The organism is Cyclobacterium salsum (assembly GCF_010119245.1).
In the GTDB taxonomy this organism is placed as follows: Bacteria; Bacteroidota; Bacteroidia; order Cytophagales; family Cyclobacteriaceae; genus Cyclobacterium; species Cyclobacterium salsum.
Genome location: NZ_WNKG01000008.1, coordinates 247,596 through 269,115, shown reverse-complemented (window position 1 = coordinate 269,115; position 21,520 = coordinate 247,596). Strand labels below are relative to the sequence as shown.

The 21,520-nt window shown below is 44.7% G+C and carries 13 protein-coding genes; 12 read left to right on the top strand and 1 reads right to left on the bottom strand.

Annotation, left to right across the window (positions count from 1 at the left end):
- Positions 1–36 precede the first annotated feature (36 nt).
- The 5 genes from GJS45_RS15960 to GJS45_RS15940 all read left to right on the top strand — a co-directional run bounded on the left by GJS45_RS15960 (position 37) and on the right by GJS45_RS15940 (position 9,576).
- Positions 37–756 (top strand): DUF4197 domain-containing protein, encoded by a 720-nt coding sequence (locus tag GJS45_RS15960; protein ID WP_162342857.1) that lies wholly within the window; start codon positions 37–39, stop codon positions 754–756.
- A 408-nt stretch (positions 757–1,164) separates the two neighbouring features.
- Positions 1,165–4,350, top strand: a complete 3,186-nt coding sequence (locus GJS45_RS15955) for a hypothetical protein (RefSeq protein WP_162342856.1) — start codon at positions 1,165–1,167, stop codon at positions 4,348–4,350.
- 7 nt (positions 4,351–4,357) lie between these two features.
- Positions 4,358–4,798: a hypothetical protein gene (locus GJS45_RS15950; protein WP_162342855.1), complete on the top strand. Its 441-nt coding sequence runs from the start codon at positions 4,358–4,360 to the stop codon at positions 4,796–4,798.
- Positions 4,795–9,396, top strand: a complete 4,602-nt coding sequence (locus GJS45_RS15945) for a DUF6443 domain-containing protein (RefSeq protein WP_202928099.1) — start codon at positions 4,795–4,797, stop codon at positions 9,394–9,396. The genes GJS45_RS15950 and GJS45_RS15945 overlap by 4 nt, the downstream gene beginning before the upstream one ends.
- A complete protein-coding gene (locus tag GJS45_RS15940) occupies positions 9,397–9,576 on the top strand; it encodes a hypothetical protein (RefSeq protein ID WP_162342854.1) in 180 nt (59 codons plus the stop codon).
- A gap of 286 nt (positions 9,577–9,862) precedes the next feature.
- Here GJS45_RS15940 and GJS45_RS15935 read toward each other — a convergent pair whose 3' ends face one another.
- Positions 9,863–10,249 (bottom strand): helix-turn-helix domain-containing protein, encoded by a 387-nt coding sequence (locus tag GJS45_RS15935; RefSeq protein ID WP_162342853.1) that lies wholly within the window; start codon positions 10,247–10,249, stop codon positions 9,863–9,865.
- A gap of 676 nt (positions 10,250–10,925) precedes the next feature.
- Here GJS45_RS15935 and GJS45_RS15930 point away from each other — a divergent pair.
- The 7 genes from GJS45_RS15930 to GJS45_RS15900 all read left to right on the top strand — a co-directional run bounded on the left by GJS45_RS15930 (position 10,926) and on the right by GJS45_RS15900 (position 21,328).
- Positions 10,926–11,387: a hypothetical protein gene (locus tag GJS45_RS15930; RefSeq protein ID WP_162342852.1), complete on the top strand. Its 462-nt coding sequence runs from the start codon at positions 10,926–10,928 to the stop codon at positions 11,385–11,387.
- 1,000 nt (positions 11,388–12,387) lie between these two features.
- On the top strand, positions 12,388–12,636 hold the full coding sequence (locus GJS45_RS15925) for a hypothetical protein (RefSeq protein ID WP_162342851.1): 249 nt from the start codon (positions 12,388–12,390) through the stop codon (positions 12,634–12,636).
- A 9-nt stretch (positions 12,637–12,645) separates the two neighbouring features.
- Positions 12,646–13,755 (top strand): hypothetical protein, encoded by a 1,110-nt coding sequence (locus GJS45_RS15920; RefSeq protein ID WP_162342850.1) that lies wholly within the window; start codon positions 12,646–12,648, stop codon positions 13,753–13,755.
- A 557-nt stretch (positions 13,756–14,312) separates the two neighbouring features.
- Entirely contained in the window at positions 14,313–15,932 is a 1,620-nt protein-coding gene (locus tag GJS45_RS15915) for a type I restriction-modification system subunit M (protein ID WP_162342849.1), read from the top strand.
- Positions 15,925–17,091, top strand: coding sequence for a restriction endonuclease subunit S (locus GJS45_RS15910; protein ID WP_162342848.1), 1,167 nt, complete (start codon positions 15,925–15,927; stop codon positions 17,089–17,091). The genes GJS45_RS15915 and GJS45_RS15910 overlap by 8 nt, the downstream gene beginning before the upstream one ends.
- Complete coding sequence (locus GJS45_RS15905) at positions 17,088–17,741, top strand: 8-oxoguanine DNA glycosylase OGG fold protein (RefSeq protein ID WP_162342847.1); 654 nt, start codon at positions 17,088–17,090, stop codon at positions 17,739–17,741. The genes GJS45_RS15910 and GJS45_RS15905 overlap by 4 nt, the downstream gene beginning before the upstream one ends.
- Before the next feature lie 155 nt (positions 17,742–17,896).
- Positions 17,897–21,328 (top strand): DEAD/DEAH box helicase family protein, encoded by a 3,432-nt coding sequence (locus GJS45_RS15900; protein ID WP_162342846.1) that lies wholly within the window; start codon positions 17,897–17,899, stop codon positions 21,326–21,328.
- Positions 21,329–21,520 lie beyond the last annotated feature (192 nt).

The window sequence follows — 21,520 nt, the reverse complement described above, 5'->3', positions numbered from 1 at the left end:
TTTAAATTTTTGAAAAGAATAATTTAAATAGACCGAATGAAAATGTTGAAGATAGCACAGGTTTTATTGGTAGCCATTTTGATGGCCGGTTGTACGGCAGCCGAGGTCAACCGCTTTATCCAAGGGGCTACTGAAGCCAGCCTGACCGAGCAGGATGTGGGAAATGGCTTGAAAGAAGCCCTTGTCAAGGGCATTTCTACCGGGGCAGATCAGGCATCTCGTGAGGATGGGTTTTTCAAAAATGATCTGATTCGCATCGCCTTACCGGAGGATGTGCAGCGGGTGGAGAGCACCTTACGAAGGATCGGCCTGGGCACGGAAGTAGACCGGGTACTTTTGACCATCAACCGGGGGGCAGAAAATGCCGCCATTGAAGCAAAGCCCATCTTTATTGAGGCGATTCGGCAGCTTACCGTGCAGGATGCCTGGAATATTCTGAGGGGAGACGATGATGCGGCCACGCAATACCTGCAAGGGCAAACCACCGAAAAACTAACCGAACTGTTTGAACCCCATATTCAAAAATCGCTGGAGCAGGTAGGTGCCACGCGGTATTACGGGGATTTGGTAAGTTCGTATAATAATTTCCCCACGACCTCCCGTAAGCTGGATCCGGACCTAAAGGCCTATGTGACCGACAGAGCCATTTCCGGATTGTTTACCTTGATAGCGCAGGAAGAGAAAGCCATTCGTGAAAACCCAGCCGAAAGGAGCACGGCGTTATTACGTAGGGTTTTTGCCGCGCAGGATAATTGATTTTTCATTTTCAGGACACTGAAACCGTTGTCAATCAATAAAAATTGTACTAAAAATTTGGAGTAAATTATTTTTTTCTTAATTTAAGACATGGAAGGTATTTCCTACGTTTTTCAATAGGAAATCCCGTTGTCAAATGCTTTTTAGGCATCCGGTATTTTCATGACCTGTGGAGGTTGAGCCCTTGTCGTGAAGGTCTTTCAATTAATTTTACGAATCATTTTCATTCTTTAAAATCCGGTTTTATAAAACCAACTGAGCCGGATTTTTTGCCGATAGGTGGCGTTTTTCTTCTGCATCCTACTGTAGTGCCAGTATTGCTTATCGGTTGTCGATTTCTATAAAGCATGAGGGCAGTCCATCTGCCTTTATCAATCTGTTTTATTTATTCACAAAAATCGATTAGCTATGAATAGCAATTCATGGGCAATGGTGATTTTTTGTATCACCATCTGCTGCCAGCTTCAGGCGCAGGGACCTGCCGAAGTCGCGAATAAGTTAAGCCCTAAATCCCAACAAAAAACACCTAATGTGGCGGCTATGGAAAAATTTGGTGATTATCCGGTAAACTTATATACCGGGCTGCCCGATATTTCTGTACCTATTCTTGAGGTGAAGAGTGGACCCTTACATTTACCCATACGGTTGAGTTACCACGCTTCTGGCATTAAATATTCCGATCAGGCCAGTTGGGTAGGGCTTGGCTGGTCGCTAATGGCAGGAGGCTTTATTTCCCGCAATGTCAACAATAAGCCGGATGAAACCAGTTTTCTCCGCAATATCAACAATTACGAGGTTCCCAATACACCCGACTGCAGTTTTTACGAATACAAAAAGATGTCCGTGGATCTCATTGATCGGGAGGCGGATCTGTTTTCCTACCAGGTGCCTGGGCACAGCGGAAAGTTTTACCTGAGGCAAGGAGGGACAGATCCTTTTTTGATTCCCAACCTTCCCCTGAAAATATCCTATACGGAGAACCTTGACCAATTCGAGATGCTGGATGAGAACGGTATCCGTTATCGTTTTGGCAAAGGTAGTAATGAGGACCGGGCAACTGAATACATTACTTCGGGCGGATCGGAGGGATATGTTTCTACTTGGTATTTGATGGAAATATCGGCTCCTGATACGGACGATTTTATTTCGTTTTCTTACCAGAATGTAGGGAAATTCCATCAACAGGCGGTAAACAATCGTGTAACCCTTTTGGATGACTGTACTTTCTTGGCCAATAACGACCTGGACTGTCCTAATCTGGATACCAATATTTCCACCCTGTATTCAAACACGTCGGCTACCCAACTGGGGATATCCGAAGTCAGGTTTAAAACCGGAATGGTTAAATTTATTTTGGGCTCCAAAAGGCTGGACCAACCCGGGCTTAACCATCTGGACCGAATAGAGGTATATGAAAAAGCTGGCAACGACTATTTGTTGTTGAAGCAGGTTGAATTTGACCTGGATGAATATTTTCAGAATAATAACCGCAGTGAAAACTATCGATTAAAACTGGACGGCCTGCTGATAAAAGATGGCGCAAATACGCTGATCAATCAGTATAGCTTTGCTTATTACACAGATAGCTTTTCCTGGGACCAGGCCAATAACAGCTTTAGAATTGATAATTTTGGTTTTTTCAATAACAAACCCAATGCCGACCTGATACCCCCTACCGAGGTAGATTTAACAACCGGATATACGGTTTATTTTGGTTCGGCAGATAGAGACACGGATACCACTTACCTGAAAGAAGGTACCCTGAAAAGAATCACCTATCCCACCGGCGGATTTTCAGAGTTTGATTTTGAACCACATCAGTACCGCATTCTGGATAAGGTACATTATGCCGGTGGGCTAAGGGTAAAGAATGTCAGGACGTTCACAGGTACAGACACGCTAATAAAAACCTATGCCTACGGTGGTCATGGGCCGGGAAGCGGGTATAAGAATTTCACATTGGATAAGTTTCTTTATTCAAATACAAGGTATTTTAAAACAGGAACCAGCACATCCTCATTGCGGTATAGAAGCAGGATGTACTTTTCAGATGCGGTGACGGGAAGAGGGTATGAGGAATGCCCTGTAGTGTATCCTATCGTGACTGAATACGAAACCGGAGGCCCGGAAAATGGCAAGACGGTTTACGAATTCGATAATAAGCTGCATATACCCGATAAAGTTGTTGGTTATCCTTTTGGTACGTCCACGAAACCCTTTATTAATTCCATGGCCTGGGCAAGGGGGAAATTGACCAAAAAAACCATATACGACGGCAAGGATGAAATTAAGGCGGTTACGTCCATTCAGTACAAGAATTACAGGTCAGACGAGCAACCAATCGGGCAGGGAGTGCATCAATACGTCCATCAGAGTGGTAACTTCAGTCACCCGTATTTCACGATGTGTAGGCAAAATATTATTTTGTACGATGCGTTCGAATACATTATTACTACTCAGAACAAAACTACGGGAGTTTATAAACGGTCGAAAATGGAGGAAAAATTGCTTTCTCCTGGATTTAAAGACTTCACCACTGTCACCGAGTATAAATACCACCCTGATTTTCTGCAGTTGGTTAAGGAAGAAAAACGAACAGATGCAAGCCCGAGATCGACCATCATTGTGAGCCGGTACGTTTCTGACCTTTCAGCTTTTGGACAACAACCGCCCGGACAGGCCTTTGTATATCACCAAATGTTCTTGCAAAACCGGTTGCATATCCCAATAGAAACCTATACAAGTATAAAAGATGGCGAGGAGGGGGAAGAACGGATTATTTCCGGACAAGTAACTACATTCAAAGAATCTTTCCGGGGGACAGGTAGATACAATATAGACGAAGTTTACTTTTTTGAGGCAGTTAACCCGGTGAAAAGGGCCTCCTATTCTCAGGCCAGATTCGATGATGCAGGAAATCTAATAGCAGACGAGCGCTACTGGTCCGGAATTAGAATCGATCGATATGATCGATCAGGGAATGTAATTCAGATGAGCAGAGCAGGTGGGAAGCCATCTGCCTTTCTATATGGAATGGATGGCTCATTTCCTATGGCCATGGTAGAAAATGCCGAAAGAAATCAGATTGCGTTTACTTCATTTGAAAGCGAGGAGAAGGGAGGGTGGACCTATGAAGGTAAAGAAATACCGCTGCCAGAAACGTCTGCCAAAGCAGGTAAAAAGGTTTATTTACTATCAAACGGTCATGTTTCTGGAAGTATTCCGGGTGCAAGTGAAAGCAATGCGTTCAAATTATGTTTTTGGGCCAAAGCCGTCTCAGGAACCCGCAACTGGTCCTTTATGGGTAAGTCAGAAAGCTTAACTACCGAGTGGAAGCTGATAGAGCGGTCTGTTACAAATCCTGCCATTACCATCAAAGGAGAAGGAATCTACATAGACGAGCTAAGGCTTCATCCCGAAGAGGCACAGATGACGACGTTTACTTATGCGCCTTTACGGGGTATAACCAGTGTGTTGGACAGCCGAAATGCGGCCATGTTTTATGAATACGATGCTTTTGGAAGGCTGGCATCCGTCCGTGATCAGGATGGATTTTTGAAAGAATACCACGAATATTCCTATCTGATACCCTGAAGAAACCATGAAACCACTACTATATCTATTTATTTTAGTCAGCATTCCTTTTAGCGCTATAGCTCAAGAAGTAGCTAATGAAGCGGCAATGGCAGGTGCCTGGGAGCTTGACCTTGAATTACAGATACAGGCACTTCAACAGCAAGGGGAAAATAAGTTTACTGCCATGCCCCCGCCTGTTCAGGAAATGTTTTTAGCTTCCCTTGAAACGAGGAAATACATTTTTTACCCGGATGGACACTTTGAGGCCTACTGGCTGTTGGGTGGTAAATCCCAAATGCTCAGCGGAACCTGGAAAACGAAGAATGCTGTTTTGCGCATGTCCCATGAAAACGGACCGGATAGGATTTATAAGCTGTCAAAGACTGGGGAGGTAATAAAACTGGCTTCCACGGGAAATACTGGAAATGTGTTGCAAACGCTATACCTTAAACGAGAAGGGTTATGAAAACGCTTTTTCACTTTTCCCTCGTGCTTTTTGTTTCATTTGGCCGCTTGTTTGGACAGGAAGAAATTACCTCAGTGTCTATCTCCGGTCCTGCATCTATAGCGATCGGCGAGGAAGCCGTTTTTAATGTCGCTTTTTATACAAATCATCGGCGGGTAAATGCGCTGTCAAATGGCAGTTATAACTGGATGCACTCGGGAGGACAGTGTGAGCAATCGGACGTATCTGGGCTAAGCCTGATCTTTGCCGAACCAGGCCATTACGAGGTGTTTTATGGTTACAGCGAATTTGGGAGTTATTTCTACGACAGTAAGGTAGTAGAAGTGAAAAGCCAACGCCCCTGTCCGCAAGCGACTCCATCAGCACCGGAAGTAACCCTTGTCCGCAAAGGAAGGGCAAGACTAATTGCTAACCCGGCTCCCGAAGGGTTTACTTATCGTTGGTATGATTCAGACCAGACTAGAAAAGTGTCGGGGAGAAAACAGTTTCTGACTCCGATGCTTTCCGAAAACAAGACCTACTACCTGGCTTATCAGCACATCAAAACTGGCTGCCTGACAGATAAAATTCCGGTCACGGTAAAAGTACTGGCAGAAAACCGGAATCGGATCAGCAGCTACCGTGCCAGGCACCCCATACAATCTGTCGGTGCCCTACTGGAAAGTTCCCCTGAGTCAATCCATCAAACGAACACCTATTACGACGGAATTGGCAGACAGGAGCAATTGGTAAACGTGAAGGCTACGTCTAAGGGCCAGGATCTTATCACTCCCTTCGCTTACGATGAAGCAGGCAGGCAGACGTTGGAATTCCTTCCCTTTCCTAGTTCAGGGCAGCAAATAGGGCTTTACAGGGAAAATGTGCAGGCATTGCATGGGGATTATTTCCAGCAAGCCTTCAATGATTCTCGGGGCTACCAGGAAACAGCATATGAATTCTCTCCATTAAATAGAATAGCAAAAAAATCAGCTCCAGGGAATGCCTGGAAGATGGGCAGTGGAAATGAACTAAAATTCCACAGAAGATCCAACAGCCTGGAGGATGATGTGAAACGGTTTGAAGTAAATGGAAAGGGGCTTCCGGAATTCCGGGGGGAATGGCAGGAGGGCAGTCTGTGGGTGGAGATCACCGATAATGAAGACAATCTTCGTGAACTGACATTCACCGATGACCAAGGCAGGGAGGTATTAAAAAAGACACAGGTTACTGCCAGCAACGAATCGGGAGGGCACACCGGCTGGCTAAGCACGTACTACGTTTTCGATGATTTTGGCGATCTCAGAGTGGTAATGCCTCCGAAAGCTGTTGAGATTCTGCATTCCAAAGGCTGGGAATTGTCCATAGACCCAAATTTGTCGGAGGCGCAATATTTTAGCTACCGGTACGACGGTAGGAGGCGCCTGGTGGCGAAAAAGCTTCCCGGAAAAGCCATTGAGTACCTGTTGTATGACCGACTGGACAGGCAGGTGGGATTTCAGGACGGTGAACTTAGAAAGGATGGCAAATGGCAATATACACGGTACGATGCATTTGACATGCCTTTGAAAATCGGCCTTGTTTCAGACAGCAGAAGTGTTTCGGCGATACAGCTTGAACTTGACCGGCAGCCATCTGTGGAGCCGTTAAGAAATGACCAGGACACCGGAAATTGGAAAACCGGCAAAAAGCTGCTCACACCCAACTATACCGGGCAGGAGGTCTTTCCAGCTTCGGAAAGTATCGTGTTTAGGGCTGGCCCACATTTTAAAGCCGGAAGCGGCAGTGATTTTTCAGGAATTATAGGAGCCGTAGAAAAATCGGGAAACAGTGTTTTTCCGATGGAAGAGGGGGAGATTCTTACGCTGTATTACTACGATCGTTATGAAAATACTCCCGCAAAAAAATATCGGCAAGCCCCAGGATACCCTCGTTCTCCTTCTACCCGCAGCACTGGATTGCTGACTGCAATGAAAGTCAAAGACCTGGAAACCGGCAGGTATTATACCAGCTCCTATTTTTACGACGACAAAGGCCGCGAGATACAATCCCTGGAAGAGCATCCTTTGGGGGGAACCATCAGACGCTCCAGTAGGTACAATTTTGAAGACCAGGTAACGGAAACGCTTACGGAATTGATTCAGCCGCTTAATATGACGATACGGAAGATGTATTCCTATAACCGGGCCGGTCTGCTTTCCAGTATTAGCCAGCAGATCGATAATGGAGCTACGATTACCCTCGCAAGTTATAGCTACGATGAACTGGGGAGAAAATCAGGAGTGCATTTCCCTGCCATTCCCGATGCTGGTCAGGATTACAGATACACTATCCGGGGCTGGTTAGCGGAAATAGGAAGTTCTTCTCCGGGACTTTTTTCCCAGAGCCTGCAGTACCAAGAGAGTGGAAAACGTTGGGATGGTAATATTACCGCCACCGGCTGGACGGGAATGGATGGGATGGTCCGGCAGTATACCTATACCTACGATAAACCGGGCAGACTGCTTCATGCGAACTATATGGTTCCTGCTGCAGCCGCTGAAAAGAACCGCTACACGCTGGATCAGATCAGCTATGATGCCAATGGTAACATCAAAAGCCTGCGAAGGAGCGGAGCCAGAACGGAAAAGGAATATGCGGTGGTGGATAACCTGAAATACGAATACGATCGCAATACGACGCTCGGCGAATATGGAAACCAACTGACACGGGTAAAGGATAGCCAATCCGAAAAAGTATATATATCTTCCGATTTCAAGCCGAACCAAGCCAACGGTTTATACGATTATGATGCCAATGGTAACCAACGGACCAACCAGGACAAAAGCCTCAGGGCTGTGTCGTACAATCACCTGAACCTACCAGAGGAGTTTGCCTTTGAGGGTGGGCAAAAGCTGAAATACGCCTACGATGCCGCAGGAACCAAGCGTCGGCAGGCTTCCTACCGAAATGGAACGCTGACAAAAGAGACCCATTATGCCGGTGATTTTGTGTTCATCGATGGCCGGCTGGACTACATGCTTCACGAAGAGGGCAGGGTGGTGTTTGAGTCGGGAAAGGCCATCTATGAATTTTTTCTTCGGGACCATCTGGGCAACGTGCGCCAGGTGATCCGGAAACCCCTAACCGAAAGGGTAGTTGCCACTATGGAAACGGCACATTCAAAGAGGGAAGCGGAAGATTTTGGTCAAATTGCTGCCAGCAGGCAGTTCGGTCCGGAGCACAATACCACTCCCGGAGGAACACAGGTTGCCTGGCTGAATGCAGGCCGTGGAAGGCTGTTGGGGCCCTCGCGCAGACAAGCGGTGGAATCGGGCAGCCAACTCAAGCTGTCTGTGCAGGCGAAATACGAAGCACCGGGCAAGACCAGTATCCGCCCGGATGATTTTATCAAAGCCGGCATCAGGGAAGGATTGATCACTGATTTGCGGGAAATAGGCATTTCCAATTCGGTGCCAACGGGCTTGGGGATTTTACAGTTGGTCGATTTGGTGATCAGAGACCTGCAGCAAAAAGCCGCCCCTGAGGCCTATATGATGTATGCTTTGTACGATAAGCAGGGAAAACTTTATAAAAGCGGCAAGGAGCTGCTCAGTAAAAAAGCGGCCAACGGACATGAAAAACTGGAAAAAGAACTGTATATTAGTAAGGAAGGTTTTATGGAAGCCTTTTTGGTGAACGAAACCTCCGAACACGTCTGGTTCGACGATTTCACCGTAGAGACGATTCATTCACCGGTGGTTCAGGAAACCCACTACGATCCCTGGGGTTTGGAGTTGACTGGTTTGGGCTTTCAACGGGAGGGGGTGAAGGAGAATCGGTATTTGTATAATGGGAAGGAATTACAAGATGGCCTGAATTTATACGATTACGGGGCGAGGTTTTATGATCCGGCTATAGGACGATGGAGCGTCATAGATCCAATGGCCCATCTCAGGGAATGGGTTTCTCCGTACAACTTCGTGCAGAACAACCCGCTGAACAGGATCGACCCTGATGGAAAATTTGATTGGGTTATCAATGAGGATAACGAGGTTTATTGGGATGAAAATGCGACTTCCCAGGCAACTACCAGGACGGGGGAGACTTATCTGGGGAAATCCGGGACGAAGGTAGACGAACAGACCGGGAATACCGTAGTCTATAATTCTGATGGAAGTACAACAGAAGGGATTAGGAGTCTACCCGAATTTACAGTATCCTCTCCTAATCCGGTTCAAGATGCTGTTTATAGAGGGAGAAGGGAGTTCGTTTCTACCGCTCTTGCAGTGACAGAAGATGCAACAGGAAAAGTGGGAGCCGGGGCTACCGCGGCCGGACTGGTAGCTGCCCCTTTTGCCCCGCCGGTTGGAGCGGGATTATTTGTGGTCGGACAATTGTTTTCTGGAATTTCTGGAATCACTAGTTTTTCACTCAATGTAAGTACTGGGAATTATGGAGCGGCGGCGACTGACGCTGTTTTATTAGGGGTGGGCTCTGGTGCTACCAGTGGGATAAAATCAATGGGAAGTAGGGGTGTTATTGATCAAGCAAGTGAAGTTGTCCTACAGGGAGTCCAGGGTACTAGCTTAGAGATTACAAGTCAATTTATTGTTCCTGCTTTTCAAAAAAAGAAAGATTAAATGATGATTGGTGGATTAGCTTCTATATGTGTAGGTTCTATTATTTTTATCATTTTGATGAAAAGACCAAAAAATTCCCATGAGTATAAAGATGTTATAGACTTAAAAGGTTATGGGGCTGCTTTTGCGTTTATTGTGTTGGGAGTTGTCATGATATTGGATTATTATGGATTGATTTGACTGGGATTATAATTGTTGGCTACGGAAAGTAGTATCTATGGAGGTTTAGTGAAATTGGTTGGTGATTCAAGAAACGAATTAAAAAACGAAAAAAGCCCGGCCAGTCCGGGCTTTTGTGTTTTATGGATTGAGCAAATTCCGAACCTTGCATTTGAACAGGAATGGGTCCATCAATGAGGAGAGTTGTTTCCATACTTGGGTGATAATTTTCTTTCAAAAAAACTGTTGGCACCCTGGCCCATCAGTTAATACTGGGAAGTACCGAAGGTCTGCCCTGTTTTCCCCATCAGGAAAGTACCAGCGATGTTTTCATCAATCTGCCCGCCAGCTCTTGCAGGGCCTTTTCTATTTTTTCAACTTCTTCAGGAGAAGGTTTGTTAGCTCCGGAGGCAAATGCCTTCATGGCTTCGGGGTCAAGGTTTGTCAGCTTTGCCAATTCTTCCAGTTTGAATACCTCGAAAGCTTTAAAAAAGCTGAGGCAATCATAGTAGTGGTTAAATGCCACCGTATCCGGGTCCAGGCTTTCAAATTCCCAGAGCAGTTTTTTTAGTTGTGTTTCCAGCCCCGGAATGCTTGGAGCGGATTGGGTCAGGGGATTATCGTTGTAGGTAAGGCTGCCTTTATAGGTATTGTCTTCTTTGGTGATTACCAGGTCGAGTGTAAGCGTCGTCATTGCGGTCTTTTTTTGGTTGAGGGGGAATTTGTTTTCACATTGCCCTTTTGGAGCCTTTAAGGTAGGAAAAAAGTACGACAAGATCAGTAGCTGGATACTCTCGGAATATTTTTGAAATACCAAGTGATCACTGCTTAGGCGAGCAGGGGTTCTTTCCCTGGCGAATAGCATGGAGTCCTAAAAGCTGCTTTTTTCCTATTATGACCTATTAAATTAAACATAAAATAAGCTTAGTTTACTAAATATTTTCCCGCCTTGCAGATTTTGGCGTTTAGAAATCCGGGCAGTGCCGTGGCAAGTGCAGAGGCATGTTTGACGAAGGGTCTGGATTTATTCGTTACCTTTTACGAAAACACTTAAGACCCTGAGGAGTTTGCCTATGCGCGGGAGGTGTCCGGATTTTAGCCAAAAGATGCATAGCGGTGGGGTTTTTTGGTTACTTTTTTGACCTATAGCAAAAAAGTAACAACGTAAACCAATGCCGAGATGCGAAGTGCTGCGGTAAAGGCTAATCACAGAAAAGATGAGAAATGGATACCAATTCATTAAATGTTATTCGTCAACCATTATTTTATCAAGGGGATGGTTTTCCTTGAATGAATAGAGCCTATTGTTTGACACAGCATTTCGATTGTTGGGGAAATGCCTAATTCAAAATAGTTACTTATATTGAACCATGCATCCCTATATCCCCCATTTGCTGGAAGACATCGCCAAGGCCCACCGAAACCGGGATTCCTTGCAAAAAAAGCCTGCTCAAAGCATTGAGGAGGAATTTGAAGAAATGGAACGCTGGCTTTCAGAGGAGCCGACCACTACTTTTGGCGAGTACTGTGGGTTGAAAACCCTCGATTTTCCTCCTGCCGAACAGCTATCGGAAGCGGATATGACATTAGTCCTGGAAGCATTCAAAAAAATGATGTTTTCCTGGAACTTGGGTATTGATTTGCCGGACACGCTTCCCCTGTCCATTGCCTATACCATGACGGTAGACACCCTTAATCAAAAAACCGCTATCGTTAGCGAGGGATTTATGTCCTTTGACTACTGCTCCGGTTCTCCGGAGGAATGCGTTTTCAAGGAATATTGCCCCTGCCTAAAATACACAGACGATTTCGCGGCGGACAATGATGCGTAGATCCCTTTTTTAGGGTTTTAAAATGTTAGTGAAAAAATTGATAATCGTACATTTAACTGTATCTTTGCATCAACAGTACACACCACGCTACCCATAAGAACAGCGTCCCAGGGTGTGTCTTTTGCTTTTATAGGGGTTTTGCTTTAATTTTTGACCCTATTTGACGCACTATTCCCGAACAAATTGACATCCTCAGATCCCGGGGTTTAATCATTGAGTCTGATTCGGCAGCCAGACATTGTTTTTTTCCTATCAGTTACTATTGGTTGAGGTAAATAATTTGATCAGTTGCATTGAAAAAGGGGTGGGGAGACGTCCCTCTTTGTCTATTATTGGATACTGTCAACCAGTAGTGATTTTGTGTCTCATCAAATAGCTACTAAGTATTTTGCATCTCATATTTTCGTTTATATGAGACGCTATGGAATTTGTGTATCATCCATAAGACACAAATAAATGCCAAAGCAATCGTTGGGCCGGGACTAAATCCCATAGTCTTAATATTGAAGCAGTATCCAGTAACTCAAAATAGCTTGCCTACAAAAGGTTTAGGATTTGTGGGCCGGAGGTCCCGATTCTGCTACGTTGCATCGGGATAAATTTCTCCTCCGCCGGAAGGAAGATGAACTTACAGATGGCGAGGTGCATCCGTAGGAGCCATTATAGCCAGTTTAGTCATGGTAATTCCAGGCATGTGCCCGGTACCTAGGATGGTTGGACCGATACTATGGACAAGCAGATTCTGATTTGGGAAAAAGATTACCCCGATGCCTCCCATAGGCTAACCAACGGTTCCTTGAAAAAACTTTTGACGATCACATTGAAGGAGCTTTTTCGAATGGTTGTCCCCCATATTTGGGGTCAAATTGTACATTGGACGGGGATGAGATAGTAAAACTTTTTTGAGATTTCTTTTAAAAATTCTTCTAAAATTATTTGTTTTGGAACCCAAACATTTTAACTTGTACAAGCGTTTTTTAGAAAAAAAAACCTAATTGTCATGAGTAAATCCATTAAAAATACAGTTAGATCAGTTTATTTGACACTCATCGAAGCGGGAAAAGTACTTAACGATTTTTTTAATTCAGATACCGACGTGATGAGTAAAGATATTAAAAAAATTATGTCTAATCCCGAAGACAAAAAAAAATACCTAGAAGCGATAAAGCAATTAAAGGTTGATAATAAAAAGAGCGCAGAGGTTACTTTTTCAAACAAGGAAAAGATGACGCTCACGTTGGAAGAATAACCTTTATCCATGAATTTTAATATTACATTTTTTACTATTATTTATATTGTTGCGTTAATCATTCCGGGAGTTTTTTTTAAAAGATTTTATTTCCAAGGTCCCTTCAGTAAGCAATTTGGGAGCGGACCTTTTGCAGATCGATTGCTTACAAGCCTGTTTTGGGGTGTAGTCTCACAGTTTTTGGCCTACAAAATATTAAAGGATGTTCTCTCGCTGAATTTTGATGATATCTGGAATCGAATAAACACATTTTTAAATAACAAAATTCCAGATCTTTCGGAAGTGGAGTTGGTTAATTCTATTTGGTATTTTTTTGGGACCGTTGTATTATCATCTTTACTTGGATACTTATGTTTTTGGTTGGTAAGGTATTTGAAATTGGATCTTAACTTCAAAGTTTTTAGGTTTTCAAATAAGTGGCATTATTATTTTAAAGGAGAAATACTTCACACGACAGATTTTAGAAAAACTAATAGCAAGCCAATTAAGAAAGTTGTAAAAGGAGCATTAATAGATGTACTTACCAACTATGGAGGAAATGGAACCGTATTATTTACGGGGAATCTCACGCAATACAGTTTAAATAAGGAAGAAGAGTTGGAAACGTTGTATCTTACCGGGGTTAGTAGATATAAAGAAATACCAGAAAGGGATATTGACGGAACCGTGGTTGGAAAAAAAATGGTCCCTAAACCAATACCAGGTGATGTTTTTGCCATCCCCTATTCAAATGTTCTAAATTTCAATGTACAATATATTTATGAAGAAAAGCCCTATTTTCGAAGGCTGAGATATTTTATTCATAAAACGATTAAATTATTATTAGTCATCTGTTTTCTGACAATATCTATTTTACCCTGGTTTTCATCAGCCGAATTTTCCTGGAAAATAGTTGGATTAATTTCCCTTTTTTCGTCCTGGTTATGGGTCGTTGTAATTTATTCGAGTGCAATTAAACCTTATGTACTTAAAGTTGAAGAACCTAAAGTCAATCGGGATGTTGTGAGAATAACAGTAATTTTTCTGATAGTCTCTTTGATAGGTGTGGATATTGCTATTGGTTATGGATATGTGATAGCAATTTATAATTGGGTTGTCAATTCCCTTCAACTAATCTAATTTCATTAACCTTCAAACCGCAAAACTAGCGGGTCTATTTCGTTTTCAAGCGCTACCGAGTCAGCCGAGGGATTCTGTTTTTTGATAGACAGTATTTTATCGACAAGGATTTCAATTTCTCGTTCTTCTGATGGTGATTTTATGGGCGAAAACGCTGTTTTGTATTTTTTCTGGCGGTCTGTCCCCATTCCTGTTGTTGTTCCGAACTAAGTAATTTTCGATGTACATAGATCACCGTTTTTTAAAAGCAATGGTCACACTACTAAAAAATATCCCCGTTTTTTTAGTTCTATCAACCTTTGAACCCCGTTTAGATTTTGCTGTTTCGGTTCTTCCTAGTATCTTTCTCCATCAATCTTGTTTCTTTAACCGCATTTCCAGGGCTGTACCCCTGGCACTATTTTATGGCTGCCAAAAAATCAGCATTGCCAGGCGTACCAGTTAGCTGTTGTGAGGAGATCAGCGAAGGTGTTGATACCCGTTGCCGCTTTGCCTCACTGGGCAGCCCGAAATGGCCCCTGGCTTTTACAAAAAAAATGAACTTTTAGAAAAAATAAATGATCACCGGAGAACTCAAATCTCAAGTAGACAAAATATGGAATTCCTTCTGGACGGGAGGAGTGGCCAACCCATTGACTGTCATCGAGCAACTGACCTACCTGATCTTTATCCGCAGGCTGGATGAGATGGAAACCCTCGAAGAAAAGAAAGCCAATCAGATGGGGATCGACAAGCAACTGGAATTTTTTACCGCCGATCAACAGGATTTTCGCTGGAGTCGCTTCAAAGACAAGGACCCGGAGACCATGTATCAGCTGTTTACCCGTCCGGATGCCAATGGGTTAACGGTCTTCGAACACATGAAGCAGATGGACAAGAAGGCTGGGGCCTTTGCGGAATTTATGAAGGGAGCCACCTTTATGATCCCCACGCCGCGCTTGCTGGATCAGGTGGTGCAGATGATTGATAAGATCAACATGCAGGACCGGGATACCAAGGGCGACTTGTACGAGTACTTGCTTTCCAAAATCGCTACAGCCGGTACCAACGGACAGTTCCGTACCCCACGGCATATCATTCGCATGATGGTGGACATGATGCAGCCGCAGCAGGAAGATACCATTTGCGACCCTTCTGCAGGCACGGCGGGTTTCCTGGTGGCTGCTGCCGAGTATGTGTATGAAAATCATCAAGACTGGTTCCTGGATGCAGGCTTCCGAAAACACTTCCATAATAATATGTTTACCGGGGTAGAGTTTGATGCCACCATGCTTCGGATCGGAGCGATGAACCTACAGCTGCACGGCATCGAACGTCCCCGATTGATCGGCAAGGATGCACTCAGTGAAGCCAATGAGGACCAAACCAACCTGTACTCCCTAATCCTGGCCAATCCACCCTTTAAGGGAAGCCTGGACTACGAGGTGGTGGAGAGCTCCCTGCTGAGCGTCACCAAAACCAAAAAGACCGAACTCCTTTTTATCTCGCTGATCCTGCGCATGCTGAAAGTAGGCGGTCGGGCTGCGGTGATTGTACCCGATGGCGTACTTTTCGGCTCCTCCAATGCCCACAAAGAGCTGCGCAAAACCCTGGTAGAAGACCAGAAACTGGAGGGCATTATCTCCATGCCTTCGGGCGTGTTCAAGCCCTATGCCGGAGTGAGTACTGCCGTACTGGTCTTTACCAAAACCAATAGTGGAGGCACGGATCAGGTTTGGTTTTACGACATGCAGGCCGACGGCTTTAGCCTGGATGATAAGCGCTCCCCGCTGCTCAAACCCGAAGACTACCCCGAGGAAGATCAAAAACTACTTCCCATTGCTGCGGAGGAACAAGCGGATTATGGAAACGAGTCTAACTCTTCCCCGGGTTCAGGGGAGGTGCCCACAGGGCGAGGGGGTCCAGATATCCATGCCAAAAACAATATCCCGGATATCCAAAACCGCTGGCAAAACCGGGACAAGGAAGCCGACCGGGCCCGCACCGAGCAAAGCTTCCTGGTACCCAAATCCGAAATAGCCGAAAACGACTATGATCTAAGCATCAATCGGTACAAGGAAATTGTTTACGAAGATGTGGAATATGAAAAGCCGGAGGTGATTATACAAGAAATTGAAAAGCTTGATGCAGAAAGAACAAATTTACTAAATGAACTTAAAGCCTTAATGAATGACTGAGGTAGCTCTTTCTGAAGTGTGTAAAATAAAAAATGGATTTGCTTTTAAAAGCACTGAATTTAAAGACCAGGGAGTGCCTTTAATCAGAATCTCTAGCTTTGAAGATGGTCCAGTTTTTTTTGATGAAAGAACTGCGTTCGTTGACGAATTGTATATTGATTCTAAAAAGGATTTCTTAGTAGAGAAAGGCGATATTTTAATAGCCCTTAGCGGTGCTACAACAGGAAAATATGGCTTTTATACCTTAGATAGACCTAGTTTGTTGAACCAGCGAGTCGCTATTATCAAAAGTGGGAGATCTGAGAAACTGAGTAGTAGATACTTTTATCACTATTTAACAATTCTGAAATCTAGAATTTTGGAAAAAGCTGGAGGTGCGGCTCAGCCCAATATTAGCACAAAACAAATTGGTGAGTTCAAGATCCCCCTCCCTCCACTATCCACCCAAAAGAAGATCGCGGCCATCCTGGATGCAGCGGATGCCCACCGCCAAAAAACCAAACAGCTCCTCGCCAAATATGACGAACTCGCCCAAAGCATCTTTTTGGAGATGTTTGGGGATAACGATTCAGAAAAAATTAGCCTTTCTGACTTGATCGAGATTAACCCGAAAAAGTCAGAAATAAGTAGCCTAGATAAAGAGACTGAGGTATCTTTTGTTCCGATGGCAGATGTGTCTGAAGAGGGAGATATGAAAATCAATCAAACTCGAAGAATATCTGAAGTATGGTCTGGGTTCACCTATTTTAGAGAAGAAGACGTAGTATTTGCTAAAATCACCCCATGTATGGAAAACGGGAAAGGAGCGATTGCTAGAACGTTGGTTAATGGGATTGGATTCGGTACCACAGAATTTCATGTTTTGAGACCAAAGAAGGGGGTATCAACTTCTTCTTGGATTTTTCAATTGACACATTCTAAATTTTTTAGAAAACAGGCTGAATCCAATATGACAGGTAGTGCTGGACAAAAAAGAGTACCGAAAGAGTTCTTCTTTAAATTTAAAATTCCGAGACCAGCATATGAAAGCCAATTGAAATTTGAAGAAATCCTAAATAATATTCACCACCAAAAATTTGAAATCAAAAAGGAAGTTGAGAAAGCAGACGAACTTTTCAACAGCCTTTTGCAAAAGGCCTTTAAGGGTGAGTTGGTGTGAGCGATGTTTTACTGAAATACCGGAAGCAGATACAAGCACTAAATCCCTTGGAGGATTCACAGTTTACATACAATGCCTCTCGTTGGAGCCAGTTAAATAAAAGCGCAAAGCAATTAGTAACTCAGTTTGAAGGAAAGAATATCAGCAGAAAGGATATAATTAATGCTTTCAAAGCCTATTATGATGGGCAAGCAAGCTTTTTGTATCCTTTCACGCTCACCATGCTTTGGGGATTTTTCGATACAGGATATGGAACATTTCGAACCAACCAATACCTGAATACCGAAGAAAACAGAAAGGCTATTCAAGAGGCTTTCAATGCTTCTGAGTTAAAGGAGGCCTACCATACGCTTCTACAGATTAAGGGGCTAAATGTGAGTTATGCTTCCAAGCTTTTATATTTTGCAAGCAGAGCTAGAGAAGAGAAGGAATATGCCTTGATTTTTGATATCCGTGTTGCCAGATCAATGGTAAAACTTCTTGATTCATTTGGTATTGCTGAGGTAGTGAATATAACCCCGTCTAGGAAATTCAAGGATTATGAGCGCTATATTCGATTTATGCACCTTTGGGCAGATGAGCTTCAAGTAGAAGCAGAAAATATTGAGTTGTTTTTATTTAAAGGCGAATTCTCAAACAAAAGAGACTGAAAATCAATAATAATCACTTAGTAAATTAATTTGCAAAATATGGCGTAAATCAGACTAATTAAAGAAATGGAAACACAAAAGTACAATCTTCAACAACCACAAGTAGGAAGGTACATGGCTGGATGGATTCCGCAAAAAGTAGTATTTTCGACTAAATGAGCAACTTCCAGTTTATAGCGACCGAATTTCCAGCGATAGCCGACCGTGCAAGAAAGGCAGAGCAATTTGCCTTGACCAGCCCGGTGGAGTCTTGCTTTAATGCACGAGCGGCATTGGAATTGGGGGTAAACTGGATGTATGAGAACGATGCCGACCTGGACTGGCCTTTTGACAAAAAGCTGGCCAGTCTGATGCAGGAGCCTGCCTTTACGGAAATCTTTGCTTCCTATGGAAATCTATACCGGGAATTGCACCTAATCCGAAGGATCGGCAACAACGCGGTCCACAACCGGGCCGTAAAGCAGCGGGATGCCGTCCATTTGCTGCAATGCCTGTTCCGGTTTGCGGCATTTCTGGTGGCGGCGTATGCGGAGGAAGAAGCACGCATTCCGGACTTCAATGACCGCCTGATCCCCACCGGAGACGAGCTGAAAAAGAGCCGGAAAGAAGTCGAAATCCTTCAGGAGAATTTGGCCCAGCTGGAAGAACAGCAGGAAGCGAAGCGCAAGGAATTGGAGGCAAAAGAGGCCGCCAATGAATTGCTTCGGTTGAACAACCAACAGCATCAGAAGCAGCTGCAGGAAATCCGGCAGGCAAGGGAACAGGAGGCGATTCCTGCGGCCTTGCCCAAAGCACCTTCCGAAGCCTACACGCGAAAGCTTTACATCGACGCAGCCCTGAAAGAAGCCGGCTGGAACCGGTTGAGAACCGGCTACGAATTGGAGTTTGAGGTATCCGGTATGCCTGCTTCCACCAATCCAAGCGGTTTGGGCTTTGTGGATTACGTGCTTTGGAGTGATAACGGGCTTCCATTGGCCGTGATCGAGGCGAAGAAAACTACCTACGATGCCAAAAAGGGCCGGCACCAGGCCACACTCTATTCCGACTGTCTGCAGGTCAAATTCAAGCAGCGGCCCATTATTTACTATACCAATGGCTTTGATTTTTATATCTGGGACGATCGGTTTGCTCCGGATAGGAAAGTCAGTGGGTTTATGACCAAAGACCAATTGGAATTGGCCATTCGTCGAAGGAAAGAGCGGCTGGACCTGAGGGATTATACGGTCAATCTGAGCATTACCGGAAGACCCTACCAGACGGAAGCCATTCAGCGGGTGGCAGAAAATTTTTCCATTACCAAAGACGGTATACTCAAGCAGCGGCATCGAAAAAGCCTGCTGATCATGGCTACCGGAAGCGGGAAGACCCGTACATCGGCCTCTATCGTGGACATGATGGTCAAATGCAATTGGGCAAAACGGGTCCTTTTTTTGGCGGACCGAAATGCCCTGGTTACGCAGGCTAAAAATGCATTTGCCGAACACTTGCCCTACCTGAGTAGCATAGACCTGACCAAGGAAAAGGAAAACGATGCCACGCGTCTGGTTTTTTCCACCTACCCGACCCTAATGAATCAAATCGATCGCGCCCGCAATGGGGAAGGGCGGTTTTATGGCGTGGGGCATTTTGACCTGATCATTATCGACGAGGCGCACCGCTCTGTGTACCAGAAGTACAAGGCCATTTTTCAGTATTTTGATGGGTTTCTGTTGGGTTTGACCGCCACGCCCAAAAAGGATGTGGATCACAATACCTATGAGCTGTTCGGTATCGAGGACGATAACCCCACCTTCGCCTACGAACTGGAAGAGGCGGTAAGCGACGGCTTCCTCGTTCCTCCCCGGGCTGTCAGTGTACCGCTGAAGTTTATGCGGGAGGGCATTAAGTATTCCGAACTGTCCGAAAAGGAGAAACTGGAATACGAGGAGAAATTTGGCGATCCCAGCAATGAGGAAGCAGAAGACGGGATAGACAAAAACCAATTGTACAAATGGCTATTCAATTCCAACACCGTCGATCAGGTACTTTCGCATTTGATGACTTCGGGGATCAAAGTAGATGGGGGAGACAAAATCGGCAAGACCATCATCTTTGCCAAGAACCACAAGCACGCCGTGTACATAGAAGAGCGGTTCAATAAAAATTATCCGGAGTATTCGGGGAAATTCTGCCGGGTCATCGATAACCAAACAGACAAGGCACAGGATATTCTGGAGCGTTTTGTACTCGACAAAGAAGAGAAAAACCCCCAAATTGCCATTTCGGTAGACATGATGGATACCGGCGTGGATGCACCGCGCGTGGTAAACCTGATTTTCTTCAAGCCAGTAAAATCAGTGGTCAAGTTTTGGCAGATGATCGGCCGGGGCACCCGGTTGCGACCGGATCTGTTTGGTCCCGGCCTTCACAAGGAAAGCTTTTTGATTTTTGACTATTGCGAAAACTTTGAATTTTTTGAAGTCAATCCGGAGGAGAGCAAAGGTGCCGCAGGGCTTTCGCTGTCGCAACAGGCGTTCCAGTTACGGCTGGACCTGGCGCTGCTCCTTCGTCAATCCCCGTCAACGGAGGAAAATGAATTTGCAGAGGGATTGATCGACTTGCTTTATTCCCAGGTGGCTGCGTTAAATCAACAGCGGTTTGAGGTTCGGCATCACCTGGAATTTGTGGTAAAATTCCATCAGAAAGCCGAATGGCTGGACCTGGGGCCTTCCAAGCTACAAGAGATCGGAACCCATATTGTCCCGTTGATCCCCGCAGCAGAGGAGGACCAGGTCACTGCCCGTAGGTTTGATGTACTGATGCTCAATTACCAACTGGCACTGAAAGGAGGGCGAATAACTACCCGGTACGAAAACAAGATCAGCTCCGCATGTGCGGTGCTTCAGAAGAAAGGGAATATCCCCATGGTCGCGAGTAAGATGCCCGTTATCAAGTCCGTGCTGACCGAGCCATTTTTACAACAATCAACCGTACTGGACCTGGAAAAGGTAAGGGTGGCCCTGAGAGAACTGATGCAGTTTTTGGATGCCGTGGATCAACCGGTTGTGGAAACGCATTTCAGGGATTACCTGGATCTATCCAAGGTGGAGGAAAAAAATATACTTCAGGCACCTTCGCTGGAACCCTATCGAAGGCGGGTAGAGCGGTACCTGAATGAACATAATGATCACCTGGTGATCAGCAAAATCAAAACCAATCAGCCCATTACGGAGCAAGAACTGCTACAGTTGCAGCAGATCTTTTTCAATGCAGAAGAGGTGGGTTCAAAAGAAGAATTTGAAGCAGCAGGAAAAGGAAAAAAGTTGGGGGTATTTATCCGGGAGTTGATCGGATTGGAAAAAGATGCCGTACAAGCGGCCTTTGCAGAGTTTATTCAGGCTCAAAACCTGAATGCCGCGCAGATCAAATTTGTAGACCTGATCATCGGTTACCTGACCCAGAATGGGGTGATTGACAAACGGGCCTTATTTGAATCGCCATTTAAGGATTTGAATGACAATGGACCTTTCGGGCTGTTCGACGATGCCCAGGTCACCAAGATTATCAGCATTCTGGACCGGATCAATGGGAATGCGGATGCGGGGTGATTGAATAAGCAGAATTAAATTCTGGAATAATTCTACTATTTTATGCATTTTGCGCTATTTGAGGCTTTTGAATTTAAAAAATAAAATGTTAATTTTCCCATAGCAGTGGGAGAGCTGATATATACGTTTTAAGGTATAGAGGAGAAATTCTCTTGTCATGCCCAACTTGATCGAAAGAAAAACGGTTGGTGT